Source organism: Chryseobacterium barbadense, assembly GCF_042849955.1.
Lineage (GTDB): Bacteria > Bacteroidota > Bacteroidia > Flavobacteriales > Weeksellaceae > Chryseobacterium.
In genome coordinates this window covers 1-15,505 of record NZ_BAAFHL010000053.1, presented here as the reverse complement: position 1 = coordinate 15,505, position 15,505 = coordinate 1, and the positions used below count along the sequence as shown (strand labels likewise).

Annotated in this window: 11 protein-coding genes; 4 read left to right on the top strand and 7 right to left on the bottom strand. The window is 37.4% G+C overall.

Annotated features, from left to right (window positions below):
- From ACGHIN_RS14270 to ACGHIN_RS14255, 4 genes are all read right to left on the bottom strand, one after another.
- Positions 1-2,244 (bottom strand): hypothetical protein (locus ACGHIN_RS14270; protein WP_390454860.1); only part of this gene is annotated, 2,244 nt, incomplete at its 3' end.
- Between the two features lie 94 nt (positions 2,245-2,338).
- Positions 2,339-4,813: a vWA domain-containing protein gene (locus ACGHIN_RS14265; RefSeq protein WP_390454857.1), complete on the bottom strand. Its 2,475-nt coding sequence runs from the start codon at positions 4,811-4,813 to the stop codon at positions 2,339-2,341.
- A gap of 12 nt (positions 4,814-4,825) precedes the next feature.
- Positions 4,826-5,344, bottom strand: coding sequence for an RNA polymerase sigma factor (locus ACGHIN_RS14260; protein ID WP_390454854.1), 519 nt, complete (start codon positions 5,342-5,344; stop codon positions 4,826-4,828).
- A 129-nt stretch (positions 5,345-5,473) separates the two neighbouring features.
- On the bottom strand, positions 5,474-7,360 hold the full coding sequence (locus ACGHIN_RS14255) for a vWA domain-containing protein (protein WP_390454851.1): 1,887 nt from the start codon (positions 7,358-7,360) through the stop codon (positions 5,474-5,476).
- Positions 7,361-7,684: 324 nt separating this feature from the next.
- On the opposite strand from ACGHIN_RS14255, the gene ACGHIN_RS14250 reads away from it, so the two are divergent.
- The gene (locus tag ACGHIN_RS14250) at positions 7,685-8,887 is read left to right on the top strand and encodes a C1 family peptidase (protein WP_390454848.1); all 1,203 of its coding nucleotides are present in this window, start codon (positions 7,685-7,687) and stop codon (positions 8,885-8,887) included.
- A 196-nt stretch (positions 8,888-9,083) separates the two neighbouring features.
- On the opposite strand, the gene ACGHIN_RS14245 is transcribed toward ACGHIN_RS14250, so the two are convergent.
- On the bottom strand, positions 9,084-10,145 hold the full coding sequence (locus tag ACGHIN_RS14245; RefSeq protein ID WP_390454845.1) for an NADH:flavin oxidoreductase: 1,062 nt from the start codon (positions 10,143-10,145) through the stop codon (positions 9,084-9,086).
- A 167-nt stretch (positions 10,146-10,312) separates the two neighbouring features.
- On the opposite strand from ACGHIN_RS14245, the gene ACGHIN_RS14240 reads away from it, so the two are divergent.
- A complete protein-coding gene (locus tag ACGHIN_RS14240) occupies positions 10,313-10,687 on the top strand; it encodes a winged helix-turn-helix transcriptional regulator (protein ID WP_390454842.1) in 375 nt (124 codons plus the stop codon).
- Between the two features lie 13 nt (positions 10,688-10,700).
- Here ACGHIN_RS14240 and ACGHIN_RS14235 read toward each other — a convergent pair whose 3' ends face one another.
- Both ACGHIN_RS14235 and ACGHIN_RS14230 read right to left on the bottom strand, forming a co-directional pair.
- On the bottom strand, positions 10,701-11,630 hold the full coding sequence (locus tag ACGHIN_RS14235) for a restriction endonuclease (RefSeq protein WP_390454839.1): 930 nt from the start codon (positions 11,628-11,630) through the stop codon (positions 10,701-10,703).
- Positions 11,631-11,639: 9 nt separating this feature from the next.
- Positions 11,640-14,072, bottom strand: a complete 2,433-nt coding sequence (locus tag ACGHIN_RS14230; RefSeq protein ID WP_390454836.1) for an alpha-ketoacid dehydrogenase subunit alpha/beta — start codon at positions 14,070-14,072, stop codon at positions 11,640-11,642.
- Positions 14,073-14,208: 136 nt separating this feature from the next.
- Between ACGHIN_RS14230 and ACGHIN_RS14225 the strand changes: the two genes are divergently transcribed.
- Entirely contained in the window at positions 14,209-14,502 is a 294-nt protein-coding gene (locus tag ACGHIN_RS14225; protein WP_390454834.1) for a hypothetical protein, read from the top strand.
- A 144-nt stretch (positions 14,503-14,646) separates the two neighbouring features.
- Positions 14,647-15,438, top strand: a complete 792-nt coding sequence (locus ACGHIN_RS14220) for a hypothetical protein (protein WP_390454831.1) — start codon at positions 14,647-14,649, stop codon at positions 15,436-15,438.
- The last annotated feature ends 67 nt before the right edge of the window (positions 15,439-15,505 follow it).

The following is a 15,505-nucleotide window of genomic DNA, read 5'->3' as shown; positions in this document are numbered from 1 at the left end:
TTTCATCACGAAATCAGGGGTCGGGTCTGCAATGATTTTCATGCCTTCAGCTTTTACAGGGTACCCGAACTCATCAATAAGGAGCTCACCATTGGCGTTTCTTTGAAAATAGCTTCCCATAACGCTTCCCAGAGGCTGACTCTCCATTAATGTCTTATAAATATCTTTGAATCCTGAAATGGCAACGTTATGATAGCCGGGATTCACTCTGTTTACTATATCTTCATATTTGAAAAAAGATACACTTTGAGTGGTTCTTAGATTGTCTCCCAGATAATTTTTGTATGATAAATTTAAATCATAGCCGCTGTACGAGTGGTCTGCAAGGTTTTTTAATATGAATTTTCCATTTTCAAATACGGGAAAGATATCGTTTGTGATTTCTCTTTTGAAGTATTCGGCTTCCAGGTTGAGACGGTTTCTTTTGTTTATGTTGAATCCTGCTTTCCATTCCTTAGTATGGATATTGGATAAATTTTTAAAGGTTTCCACCTCATTTAAAGGAAAATATTGGTGGGCATTTTCTGCACTCAATGCTGTAGTTGCATAGGAGGAATAAGATTGGGTAATATCCGGCTCGGAACTCAATTGGGTATAGGCTCCCACTAATTTGAGTGTTATATCATACCAGCTGAATAGCCCGTCAAAATCAATATAAGCATTTATTTTAGGAAGCCAGTATTCATTTTTAACGGATGTATTAGAAATATAGAATGAATTTCCTACATTGATCCCGGCATCAAAATCGCCATAATCCCGGTATTCCAGTTTATAATTAAATATATAATCCTGAGAGGTCCTCTGATACAGGTTCTGCATTTTGTTGAAACTGTTATAAATTTCAGACTTTCTGTCATTTAAAATAAAATTAAGGCTTATATCATGTTTCCAGCGGTCCCCAAACCGATAGGCTCCGGAAATATTAGAGTTATACAAATGGTTATTCTGAGTCCTTTCATTCATGATGCCGTTAAAAAAGCCATATGTAGAAGGTTTAAAAAGATCTGTATTCCTGAAGTCATTATTTTCATAAGCCTGACTCAGGCTAAACCTAAAACCGCCTCTGTTTCTTGCTATATCAAAGCTGAACTGTCTTTTATGATCTCCATACCTGTACTTATCTGTCTGATCAAACAAAAAGCCTGGGTTATCCGCATACTGGCTGTAACTCCGCTGTCTATTGTCTGTCAACAGGATTCCCTGGGAATTTGAAAAAGACACCGGTGCAAGCAAAGAATTCTGGTATGCCCTGGTAAAAAGTCCGGCCCGATTGGTATTTGTCGCTTTATTATGTTCATAATTAAAAACAAAGTTCAGCATATAATATTTCAGGATTTTCGAGCTGAATTTTGTTTTAAAAGAATTAACAATATCATATTGATCCGGGAAATACATCTGATTTTTTTGCTGACTCAGATCTATTGACAGCCGTACTTTTTCATCATAACCAGATTTAATGAACGCATTGATTTTTAATTGATTATTATAACCTACTGTGGTTTTAAAAATAGTATTATCATAAGGATGAGCCAGCGAAGCTGCATCAGCTAAATGAATGAGCCTTCCATTCTGGTCATACTCATACGGCTGATGATCATATCCCAAGGTAGAAATATCCGGCCCGAAGCTAAACACCTCATTGGTTTCCGGTCCTCTCCATATCAAATTTCCGTTCTGTGAACGCCCCTGTACATATTGATCCTGGGTCTTTGGAACAGAATTTCTGCTTTTGATATCAAAAGAAGTAGTGAAGTTTCCGTTGATCAGTAATTGTTGGGGAGTCTGTTTTTTTAACTTATAGATATTCTTATCTTTTTGTTTCAGTTTTCGTAAGGAAGAAAAACGTTTATCCGAGTTATTGGTCAAGATACTCAAAGAGTTGGCAATGCTGTACGGGTCTTCACCTTTTTTTGATATAATGCTGTCATAAGCTTTGGTATAGATATTTTTTACTATTTCCTTTTTAATATTATTCTCCAAAATATTTTTGAGTTCATGCACATTATTTACGACAAAAATACTCTTACCGTCATTCCATGTCAAAGTATCATCCAGCTTTGCCGCAATGATCGCAAAACCTTCTTCATCGGTGAACTCATAGCGCCCGTTATTTTTATTAAAAACCTTCAGAAAATTCTGAGGCTTATTCTTATGGTTTAAAAATATCCCTGAATAGTATAACTGTGAATTCTGTCCAAATAAAAAAGAGGTGATGAACAACAGCAATAAATAGATTTTCCTCATATGCCTAAAAATAACAAAAAAAGAAAGTTCTTTTAAAATTTCCCGCAAATTATTTTCAAAAATTAAAGCAGGTGCCAAAAACACCTGCCCTTAATTATTTCACCAAGTTTCCATAGGTCTCTACTAATCTTAAAAATTCTGAACGATACCCTTCTTCATCATTGTTTTTACCTTTTTTTGCCAGTTTTATGATTTCTTCATTATCTCTATTTTTTATAAGCTGGGAATCTCTTAATACCAAACCAAACCATGCAACGGAAGATGCAAATTTGAAGTCCTGGCTTGCAGCGGCCATACTCAGGTCGGAATTTTCCACCACCTGTGTAATTTCCATACTTTTATCCCCATCCGGTCTTTTATACCTGAACTTCACAGTTGCCAGCTCGTCTCCGAAATTGCCTGACGCTGTTTGTGTACTGTATTTCAGAGCTGTTTCTTTCGGTAAAAAATCAGATTTCACATTTACCGGGATTACTTCGTACAAAGCGGTAACGGTATGGCCGCTTCCCAGTTCTCCGGCATCAATTTTATCATTGGTAAAGTCTTCATTTTTCAGCTTCCTGTTCTCATACCCTATTAACCGGTAGGATTTCACATATTCCGGATTGAACTCGATCTGTATTTTAACATCTTTGGCTATGGTATACATGCTTCCGGCAAATTCTTTTCCGAGAAATTTATTGGCTTCCTGCAGGTTATCTATATAGGCATAATTTCCATTTCCCTTGTTAGCTAGGGTTTCCATTACATTATCTTTAAAGTTTCCCATTCCAAAGCCCAGGCAGGTAAGGAAAACTCCGGATTTTTTCTTCTCCTCGATCAATGTCTGAAGATCCGTAACAGAAGATTTGCCTACATTGAAATCACCGTCAGTGGCAATAATTACCCTGTTATTTCCATCTTTCACAAAGTTTTCCTGTGCCATTTTATAGGCCAGTTCTATCCCTTCCCCGCCAGCTGTGCTTCCTCCTGCCTGAAGTTTATCCAAAGCTTCCATGATTTTGCTTTTCTCATCAGCATAAGTTGATGGTAAAACCATTCCGGCACTTCCTGCATACACCACGATCCCTACCTTATCTTTAGGTCTTAACTGATCCAGAAGCACTTTGAAGGATGATTTCAGCAAAGGCAGTTTGTTCGGGGCATCCATGGAGCCGGAAACATCAATCAAAAAGATGAAATTGGAAGCCGGAAGCTTATCCATAGGAACATTTTTCCCTTGCAGCCCTATTTTAAGCAGCTTATGGCGCGGATTCCACGGAGCTTCATTATATTCGGTGTTAATGGAGAAAGGCTGATCATTTTTTGGCTGCGGGTAGCTATATTTGAAATAATTGATCATTTCTTCAATTCTTACCGCATTTTTATTTACATGCTCGCCATTATTGATCATCCTTCTAATATTGGAATAGGCCGCATGATCAACGTCGATGGAAAATGTGGAAACCGACTGATTTTTCGTCAGCTCAAAAGGGTTTTCTACAAAAGCATCATATTCTTCATTATTGCTTTGCTGAAGGTTCCTGGCCTTACTGATGCTGTCCTGGATTTTTTCAAGCTTTTTCAATGCTCTTTTTTCTGCCCTTGAAAGTTTTTTTGTTTTAACGACCACTACCCCGTTCAAAGCTCTGCTCCCGTAAAGTGCCGTTACAGAAGCGTCTTTTAAGACCTGGACACTTTCTATCTGTTCAGGGTTTAGTTTTCTGAACGCATTTCCCTTCATAGGAATACCATTTACTACATACAAAGGTTCTGTATTTCCGTTCAGGGAACTGATTCCTCTGATGATGATTTTTGAATCTGATCCAGGTTGTCCAGGTACTGTATTTATATTGATTCCTGCTACCTGCCCCTGAACCACATTCATTAAATTTACGTTGGGCTTACTTTTTAATTTTGATCGTAAATCTGAAGAATTTGAAGCATAATTTCTGCCATATCCCATTGCTATGGGAGGAGATGCTTGTGTTACAGCACTAGAAACATAAGCAGTTTTTCTCACAGACCTCAGGCCTACTACCGTAACTTCATCTATAGTTTGCATTTTATCATCTCTATCTAAAACTCCGTCTCCATCAGTTCCCTCATACTTGGGGGATTTTGGTATTGCAGGATAAAAATACTGATCTGTGGAATAGTCGCTTTTTCTTTGGTTAAAAACAGCATCATTCTGTATTTTCTCTGATCTTTCACCATCTTCGTAAGCCAATGTTCCTGTTTTATTTGACAGGTTAATTTCCTTTTCAATATTTGATTTTATTGTACTGTCAATCTTTTCTACTTTAGCAGTATTTTGATTGGTTTGATCCACATTTTTAGTGGTAATTAATTTTGAAGAGACTCTTACATCCTTATTATTCATGAAATAAAATGCACCCATCCCGATCATTAAACTTGCAGCGATTCCATACGGCAGCCAAAGCGGAATAAGCTTTTTCTTAGTATTTTTTTTCTCCAGCTTTTCTTCCACCTTCTCCCAAACTTTATCAAAGCCGGGAAAGATACCCTGCTCTTCCAAAGCATTAAAAGCTTCATTGAATTTTTTATCTATATCGTGATTATTTTCCATTGCAGTAAAAGTTTAAATGTTTTGGTTAACTAAAAGTTCCTGAAGCCGTTTTCTGGCAAAATTGAGCTGGGATTTCGAGGTTCCTTCACTTATAGAAAGCATCGCCGCAATTTCTTTATGCGGATATCCCTCAATAGCAAACAAGTTGAAAATTGCCCGGCATCCTTCGGGAAGAAAATTCAGCAGATTTAAAATATCTTTTTCAAAAGATATATTTTCAATCATTGAGTCTGAAGAGCTTAGCTGGTTTTCTTCCCATGAAATGTGCAGATCTTTACTTGATCTCAGTTTCTGTAAACATTCATTGACCGTAATTTTCTTAGCCCAGGCTTCGAAAACATCGGGGTTTTGCAGCTGATGTATTTTGGTAAAAATCTTATAAAAGGCATCAGCCAATACTTCTTCTATGTCTTCATCACTCTTCAGATAGCGTTTACAGACTGAGTATAGTCTGCCTGCCATCTTCTCGTAAACTTTCCGCTGTGCATTGTGGTCGTTACGTTGGCATTCTAATAATAATTCTCGTTCCATAGTCAGGCTTTATATTATTATAGATGCATCAACTTTCAGAAGGGTTGGAAACATATTAAACTTTTTTCTACAAGGCTTAAAATAACAATTAATATTTAATAGTTTACTTATTGGTATTAATATATTTTCTTATTTCAAATTTTTATAATCCTGAATCATTTTCACAAATTCAGTTCTGTAACCTTCTTCATCTTTCCCTTTATTTTGTCTGGCCAGGTTTTCAATTTCCATAAGATTCTTCCTTTTTATCAGTTTTGATTCTCTTAAAACTAAGCCAAACCAAGCTACGGAAGCAGCAAATTTAAAATCCGGGCTTGCTTTTGCATTGGTTATAGAAGAGTTTTTTACAATCTGAACCATTTCGGCACTCTTTGTTCCGGCCGGTTGTTTATACCTGAATCTGATAGTGGCTAATTCATCTCCAAATTTTTGAATCTTCAAAGATGTGCTATATTTCAGCTTGTTTTTTTTAGGCAAAAACTCTGAATCCACATGGGTTGGAATGACTTCATATAAAGCTGTAACAGTATGTCCGCTTCCCAGTTCTCCGGCATCAATTTTATCATCTGTAAAGTCTTCATTTCTTAGTTTCCTGTTTTCATAGCCGATCAAGCGGTATGATTTTACATATTTGGGATTGAATTCAATTTGAATTTTGACATCTTTGGCGATGGTATAAATATTTCCGACAAATTCTTTTGCCAAAAACTTATTGGCCTCTTTCATGTTGTCTATATAGGCATAGTTTCCATTTCCCTTATCGGCTAAGGTTTCCATTCTATTGTCTTTATAGTTTTCCATTCCGTAGCCAAGACATGTAAGAAATACCCCGGACTTTCTTTTATCTTCAATCAACCCTTCAAGGTCGGCTTGCGATGAGACACCTACGTTGAAATCACCGTCTGTCGCCAGAACTACGCGGTTGTTTCCACCTCGTATAAAATTTTCTTCCGCCAGTTTGTAGGCCAGTTCAATCCCGGCACCTCCGGCTGTGCTTCCACCTGCCTGTAGCCGGTCTAAAGCTTCTGTAATTTTTATTTTTTCGGCAGCCGAAGTGGGAGGCAGAACGACTCCCGCACTTCCGGCATACACTACCATCGCTACTTTATCCTGAGGTCTTAATTGGTCTAATAAAATTTTAAAGGATGATTTCAGCAATGGCAATTTGTTCTCCTCAGCCATGGAACCTGATACATCAATAAGAAATACAATATTGGACGTTGGAAGATAATCCATCGGGATCTCTTTTCCTTTCAGTCCAATTTTCAATAGCTTATGGTTCGGGTTCCAGGGTGCAGCGTTCAGTTCCGTATGGATGGAAAACGGCTGATTCTTTTTAGGCCGGGGATAACTATATGTGAAATAATTGATCATTTCTTCTACTCTTACCGCATTTTTATCCACTCCGCCATATTGTATCATTCTTCTGACATTGGAGTAGGAAGCATTATCTACGTCTATGGAAAAGGTAGAAAGCGGTTGGCTTTGGGTTAATTCAAAAGCATTTTCAATTAAGGCATCATATTCTTCATTATTATAATTCTTCTGTTTTTTACTTGCTTTTTTCCCGGGTTTATAAGTTCTTGTATCATCATATGCGTTTCCCGGCGAAAAAGAATATTCAACCTCCACAGCAGTCTGGGTTTTAGGTTTCGGACAACCGTTGTATTCAGGTAATCCCGGTACTGTAGGACAAGCATCGTCTTTATCCAGGATACCGTCTCCGTCCGTATCCGGCCATGGGCAGCCATTATTTTCAGCGGGTCCTGCAATTGTAGGACAGGCATCATCCTTATCAATCACTCCATCTCCATCAGTTTCTGGCCATGGACAGCCGTTATTTTCAACAGGGCCTGCCAGTTCGGGACACTGATCCAGTTTATTGGAAATCTGGTCCTGATCTTTATCTTTTTTAATATTCAATGGCTTAGGTTCTTTCGACGTATGGGATACGTTTTTTGTTTTACAGCTTCCCAGAAAAGCTAATACCAGAATCGGCATACACATTTTTCTCATCTCTAATTTCTTTTAGCGGTTGATAATTTATTTTAAAACAATTTTAATAGGTAAAAACTGTTAAGTTTTACAGTTCGCATATAAAAATTAATCTTCTTAATCCTGTGTTTTACTCATTCAAATTTTAACTACTCACACCACCAAAAAAATAAATCACTTAGGATCAAATATTTAAAACACTTTCATAAGAAAGATTAACCTTTTATTATATAGATGCAGAAATTAAAAAAGGTGTATGCTTTTTTTAAAAATAATTTGAAAACAGGTTTCGCTATGTAACAAATCCTTAATCTAAACGACTCTTTCAGATATAATTTAATGATAATGAAAAATAAAAAAATAGCATTATTATTTTCTGTTTTGTCTGCAGGAAGTATGATGTTTGCTCAGGATGATTTAATCAATAAGTTAAAAAACAATCAGTCTCAGAATGCTAACTTTAAGTTTACAACCGTAAAAGATCTTGGTGCCACTTCGGTAAAAAACCAGGGTTCATCGGGAACATGCTGGAGTTATTCAGGAAATTCATTCCTGGAATCTGAAATGCAGCGTATGGGTAAAAAGCCTGTAGATCTTGCAGAAATTTTCACTGCCAGAAATTCTTATCATGACAAAGCCAAATTATACGTATTGAATAATGGAGCGATTAACTGGGGAGATGGTGGTGAATTGCACGATGTAATCAATATGTATAAAAAATATGGTGCTGTTCCTCAGGATGTTTATACGGGGTTGAAAGCGGGGCAAACTCTTAATAATTTCAAAGAAATGCAGGATAAGTTGAAACCTGTTTTGGACAGCCTGGTTCAGGCTTCTCAAAAGGGTAAGCTTACCGATAACTGGATGGATTCCATAGATGCGATTTTAGATGAATCTCTCGGAAAAGTTCCGGCTAACTTCACATATGAAGGGAAATCCTATACCCCGAAAACATTTGCTAAGGAAGTGGTAGGAATTAATCCTGAAGATTATGTTGAACTATCCTCTTATAAAGATTATCCGTATTATCAGAAGTTTGTAGTTCCGATTCCGGATAACTGGAGCCATGATTCTGACTGGAATGTTCCGATGAAAGATATGACTGCCATTATTGATAATGCCATTAATAAAGGATTCTCCATTGGTTGGGCAACAGATGTTTCGGAACCTTATTTCTCTTACAAAAATGGGGTTGCTTATGTTCCGGATGTAGATTTGAACCAGATAAGCCCGGAAGTAAAGAAAGAATTGTTTACTGAGCCTAAAAAAGACAAAACGATCTCTGAAGATATGCGTCAGACAGCTCTTAACAATCTTTCTACAACCGATGATCACGGCATGCACATCGTAGGACTGGCTAAAGATCAAACCGGCAAGGAATATTATATGGTGAAGAATTCCTGGGGCGTAACCAATGATTTTGAAGGATATCTGTATGTAACAAGGCCTTACGTTGAATATAAATCAACAGCAATCCTGGTTCACAAAAATGCGATTCCAAAAAGTATTTTGAAGCAATTAAAGCCTACCAAGAATATTGGATTATAATGAATCACTATTGTCATTTACCTGGCAATTGTAGATATTTAAATCTGTTAAAAAACCCGCTTTCAGACTTCTGAAAGCGGGTTTCGTTTAAATAGATGATAGGAAAAAATTTAAAATATAATGAAAGTGAATTGTGAAAATTGTCAATTTTGAATCTATATCCCAATTGACTTATTGACAATCCACCATTGGCTTTTTAGTATAGCACTCCCATGCTTTCTGCTGAAAAATCTAAAAGCTTTTCTGTATGCCCGTCTTTTATCTTCTTCACCCACTCATGATCCTGTAAAAGAGCCCGCCCTACCGCAACAAGATCAAAATCTTCTCTTTCAAGCCTGCGGATTAGTTCTGTAAGATCTGTTTTTTCAGTTCCCTGCCCTGCAAAAGCCGTCATAAAGTCACCTTTCAAACCTACTGAACCTACGGTGATGGTTGGTTGTCCTGTGATTTTTTTGGCCCAACCTGCAAAATTAAGGTCTGAGCCTTCAAATTCAGGCTCCCAGAATCTTCTTTGTGAACAGTGAAAAATATCTACTCCGGCTTCCTTTAACGGTAACAACCAATCTTCCATTTCTGCAGGTGTTGCAGCCAGTCTGCTGGAATAATCCTGCTGTTTCCATTGAGATAAACGGATAATAATTGTGAAATCCTCTCCTACTGCTGTTCTTATTGCTTTCACAACGTCTACGGCAAAACGCGTTCTTTCTTTCAGTGTCTTTCCTCCGTATTCGTCAGTTCTGGTATTCGTTACTTCCCAGAAAAACTGGTCGATAAGGTAACCGTGAGCTCCATGAATTTCGATACAGTCAAATCCTAAATCTTTTGCAGATTTTACAGAAGCTGCAAACTGGGCAATTGTATCCTGGATATCTTCCAACGTCATTGTGGAAGCTTTCTCCATATCAACCAAAGGATAATCTTCCGACATTCTTGTATCGCCTACATGCCAGATTTGAGGCCCCATTTTTCCACCATGCTGATGTACGGCATCAATTACGTTTTTCCAGCCCTGTAATGCTTCTCTACCATAGAAATCTGGGATGTTTTGCATATTTTTTGAAGCGGGTCTGTTGATAACGGTTCCTTCAGAAAGGATCAATCCCACTTCTGAAGCAGCACGTCTTGCATAATAGTCTGTTATTTTATCCGTAGGCACTCCGTTGTCAGATTGAGCTCTGGTCATAGGAGCCATTACGATTCTGTTGTTAAGCTGTAAATTCTTATATTGGAAAGGTTTAAATAATGATTCTGTGCTCATTTTTGGTTTTGTACTTTATAATTGTTACGCAAAGTAACTAATAATAGTTCGTTTTTGTATCTTTTAATAAAAAAAAGTGGTAACTTTGCAGTAACTTATAATAGTAACATTCAAGTAACGATGAAATCTTGATTCCCTATGAATTTGAAAAAAATAAAAATCTCCCTATGAAAAAGAATGAATTAATGAAGCATAGCTGTCCGCTAGGGAAAGCCATGTCTGCGTTGGGAAGCAAATGGAAACCTATCATTGCTCTTGTCATTAAAGACAGAAAGCTGCGTTTTGGAGAACTTGCCGTACGCATTAATGTGATTTCCAGAAAAGTTCTTACTGATCAGTTGAGAGAAATGGAAACTGACGGACTAATTATTCGGGAAGAATTTAAGGAGATCCCGCCAAGAGTGGAATATTCCCTTACTGAAAAAGGACTGGCTCTTTTGCCGATCTTATATATGCTGGAAGAGTGGGAAGCGAAATATCAGAATAAGGATTTGTATCCTGAGAAAGAGTGTACGACATTAAAAACCACTGTCAGTATTTAACAGTGGCTTTTGATTAATCATTACTTCCTAAAAAATAGATTGGATGCAATGGCAACATATTTTTATCTTCATCTTCCATCTTATTATAAAACTCTTGCCATAATTCGATGAAATTATTAATATCTAATAATCTTATATGCCTATGACTTTCTCTAGCAGAACGCTCTGATTCGGAAGTAAAAGAGCCTGATGTAACAAAAAGTCCAATATCTCCATCTTTGTTTAACAATCCCGTTAAACTTCTTATGTCATCAACCGGTACTGAAGAATCGGGTCTATGCTTAACCTGAACTTTTAACCTTGGTATTGTCGCACCAAGTGGGTCATTATAGGCTATGATATCTAAACCTCCATCTTTTCCTTTTGGAGAAATAAACGGTGTATGATATCCCATAGCCCTTAAAAGTGCAGCGACCATATCTTGAAACTCATATGCATTTTTACTTCTGATATAATCTTTTATACCTGCAATTCCTTGTTCTTCTAGTAAGTCTAGATTTGCTTTTTGACTTTGAGTTTTATTTTCTTCTAATTCAATAGGATCTCCTGATGCTTCAGTTATTTTTAAAGAAGCGTTTTCTTTTTTATCCGAAGCCCAAGTTCTATATAATTTTGAAGCTGTTTCTAACATCTTAAGAGGACCTAAACCGATAGCCTTTTCTCCCTCTTCCGTTAGATACCAAATTCCCTTATTTTTTCTAAGAAACCCAGCTTTTATTGCATCAATAGTATAAAAATGCAGAATCGATTCCCATCTTACGTACCCTGTCTTTTCATAAACTTCTTTTTCCCAATCAGTTAAATCATTCTTTTCTCTTATTTTTTCAATAACTTGTTTTCCAAGCAATTGACCTCCTTCTTGTTTTAAAATCTCAAAAGTGGCAAATAAGTTTTTGGCTGCAGACTGTTTGGAAGGGGCAAGTTTGTCTAGATCCTTACTCATCAGTGAAAATTAAAATATCGCAGGATATTTTTGAGGATTGGTTTCATTGAACATAGCGTAGATTTTCTCTACCATATCGTCTGAAGACGGCTTACTGAAGTAATCACCGTCACTTGCATACGCCGGTCTGTGGTCATTAGCTGCAATTGTTAACGGATCTGAATCCAAATATCTGAATGCTTTTTGTTTTTCAACAATCTGCTGCAGGATAAATGCTGAAGTTCCTCCTTCCACGTCTTCGTCTATCACCACCAATCTGTTGGTTTTTTTCACGCTTTCAGCAATCTCATGAGATAAATCGAAAGGTATCAATGACTGGATATCGATAACCTCTGCAGAGATTCCTAATTTTTCCAATTCATTAGCAGCTTCCATAACAATTCTCCAGGTAGAACCATAAGTTACCAACGTAACGTCTTTTCCTTCTTTTGTCACTTCAATTTTTCCAACAGGAACTGTGAATTCTCCTAAGTTGTCCGGTTGTTTTTCTTTTAATCGGTACCCGTTCAGACATTCAACAATAACAGCCGGCTCATCTGCCTGGAGCATTGTATTATAGAATCCTGCCGCTTTGGTAAGGTTTCTTGGTACTAAAACCAAGATTCCTTTTGAAAGGTTAAGAATTCCGGCCATTGGTGAGCCTGAATGCCAGATTCCTTCTAATCTGTGTCCTCTTGTTCTGATGATTACCGGTGATTTCTGACCTCCTTTGGTTCTGTACTGAACCGTTGCCAGATCATCGCTCATTCCCTGTAGACAATATAAGATATAATCTAAATACTGGATTTCAGCGATTGGTCTCAAACCTCTCATGGCCATTCCGATTCCCTGTCCTAGAATAGTAGCTTCGCGGATTCCTGTATCAGCAACACGAAGTTCACCGTATTTTTCCTGCATTCCTTCCAACCCCTGGTTTACATCACCGATATTTCCGGCATCTTCACCAAATACTAAAGTTTCAGGATATTTTTCGAATATTTTATCGAAGTTATTTCTTACCACTACTCTTCCGTCCACTTCTTCTGAATTCTCAGAGTAAACAGGCTTAACTTCCACTACATTGGTAGCTTTCCATTGAGACTGGGAATATAAGTGGGAAGAATAATTGTCTTTTTCAATTTCAAAAACTTCATGGTATTTCTGCATCAATTGATTTCTTTCTGCAGAGTTGGTTCCTCTTGTTGCCAATAAAGCTTTTCTTACCAGATGGAAGACATCTTTTTTAGCTTTAGAAACCAATTTATTGAATTGAGCAATATAATTTTCAATTTCAGCATTCTGTCCTTTAAGATTTTCCACTAAAGGCACAATAGACTGAGCTAAATCCGTAATTGTTTTCTGATAGCTTTCCCAAGCTGCTTTTTGCCCGGCTTTTACTATTTTTTTAGCTTCGTCATCAATAGCATCCAATTCTTCGGCAGTAGCAATAATTTCTTCTTTTCCTTCAATTTCAATGGAATAGTTAAGGATCCATTCTTTGAACTTCACCAATCCGTCAAAATCTGCCTCCCAGGAAAGACGCTCCTCATTTTTATATCTTTCATGAGAACCTGATGTAGAGTGACCCTGAGGCTGTGTAACTTCTATTACATGAACCACCACAGGAACACTTTCCGTCCTTGCGAAATGTTCTGCTTTTGCATAAGCATCCAATAATGCAGCGTAATCCCAAGCTCTGACCTGGATGATTTCGCAGCCTTGGTTTTCGCCTTCTTTTCTTTGGAAACCGCTTAACATTTCAGAAATGTCAGCTTTTGCTCTCTGATTTCTGGTAGGAACGGAAATTCCATATCCGTCATCCCAGATAGAAACAATCATAGGGACCTGAAGCGCACATGCTGCATTCAAAGTTTCCCAGAAGTGACCTTCTGCCGTAGAAGCATCGCCAATAGTCCCGAATGCAATTTCATTCCCGTCTTTGGAAAATTTTTCAGAACCTTCAAATTTTACACTTTTATATATTTTGGAAGCCTGAGCTAATCCTAATAATCTTGGCATCTGACCTGCGGTAGGAGAAATATCTGAAGAAATATTTTTCTGGGCCGTTAAATCTTTCCAGCTTCCGTCTTCATTTAAACTTCTTGTAGCAAAGTGCCCGTTCATCTGTCTTCCGGCAGAAGCAGGCTCTCTTTCTACACTTGTATCAGCATATAATTGAGCAAAGAAACTTTCCACTGTCAGCGCATCTACCGCCAACGCAAAAGTCTGGTCCCTGTAATATCCTGAACGGAAATCCCCGTTTCTGAAAACTTTTGCCATGGCCAGCTGAGGAAGCTCTTTACCATCTCCAAAAATTCCGAATTTAGCTTTTCCGGTAAGTACTTCTCTTCTACCCAAATAAGACATTTCACGGGAAATCCTCCCCAGCTTATAGTCTTCAAGTATCTGATTTTTAAAGTCTTGAAAGGAAATTTGCTGTGTTTCAATATAAGTTGTCTGCATAGCCAAATATAAAATTTTATGTTCTTGAAGTATTTTGCTAATATACACTTTTTAAATTAATTTTAATTTTTAATAATCTTTTTTAAAAATTTGATAATAAAAAAAATTGTGTTTTATTTTGAAAAAAATTGTAAAGATGGAAAAGAAATCCCCTCATATTCTGAATGCTTCCAGTAATCTTCTCGGCTTTTCACTAATCATTATAACTTCTTTAAAAATCACAAAAATAAGTGGCAATACCTATTTAGATGAGTTTGCAGGAATCTCCTGCCTGCTTTTTGCCTGTAGCTGCTTCTTTTCGTTTCTTGCTATAAGAACCAGAAAAGAAAAACGTGAAGATAAGTTTGAGACTATTGCGGATTATTTATTTTTAGTAGCATTATTTTGCATAGTTCTGGCTGTTATCATTGTAACAGTGAAAATAATTTAAATCTACACAATGCGAAATCAGAATACAAATTGCATTATCATTTTCAAATCATTAAATATAGATTTTTATCGATAAACCCTCATTTTCCATTTTTTGGTATACTATTTGAAAAATTTCAACTAAATAATTTTAAAAACACAAATGATGATAAAAAAATTACTAACCGCGGTTAAGGTTTTTGCTTTTTCCGCTTTATATTTTGCACAAGTAGGCATTAATACTTCTGCTCCTCAGACAACTTTTCATATTGACGGGGCTAAAGACAACCCGGCATCCGGAACTCCAACTGCCACTCAACAAACTAATGATTTTACTGTGACCAACAACGGAAAAGTAGGCATAGGAACAATTACACCAACTGAGAACCTTGATGTAAGTTCAGGAAACGTACGTGTCCGAAATATCAACTCTAATGTAGGAATTGGAGGAACAGACAGAGTGGTGGTTGCAGATGGCGACGGTGTATTGAAAACCATAGACTTTACTGCCTATTCATTATTTCATGCTCGTTTGGCAGCCAACCAGAATGTGGGCGCAAGTACAATCACCACATTATTGTTTTCTACTCCGCTGGCAACCTCACCATTCTACTCTTATAATACAAGCACCGGTGTTTTAACTTTTAATCAACCAGGAAATTATCTGGTTACGTTACAGGCTAGTTTTGCCAGTGCTCCGGCCGGAACTCAATTGCTGATTGGGGTAAGACCTAATCCGGATGCCAACTATCTGGGAAGGGGAAGCCATTATAATGCCACAGCAACTTCTGCAACAGTTGGAGAACTCATGAACTATACCACTGTACTGGTTATTCCCACTGCAGGATATCAGATCCGCTTCACGGCAGCTCCTAACCAAAGCTGCACCATTCTATCTACCGAAACAGGAAGTACGGGAAGTGGAAACGTAACCAATGTAACGGTTCAGAAAATATAAATTGAAATATTAGAAACAGTTTCGGGGGCGCCCCCGGGCGGGCGCCCGCGGGGGGGGGTGTGGCCCG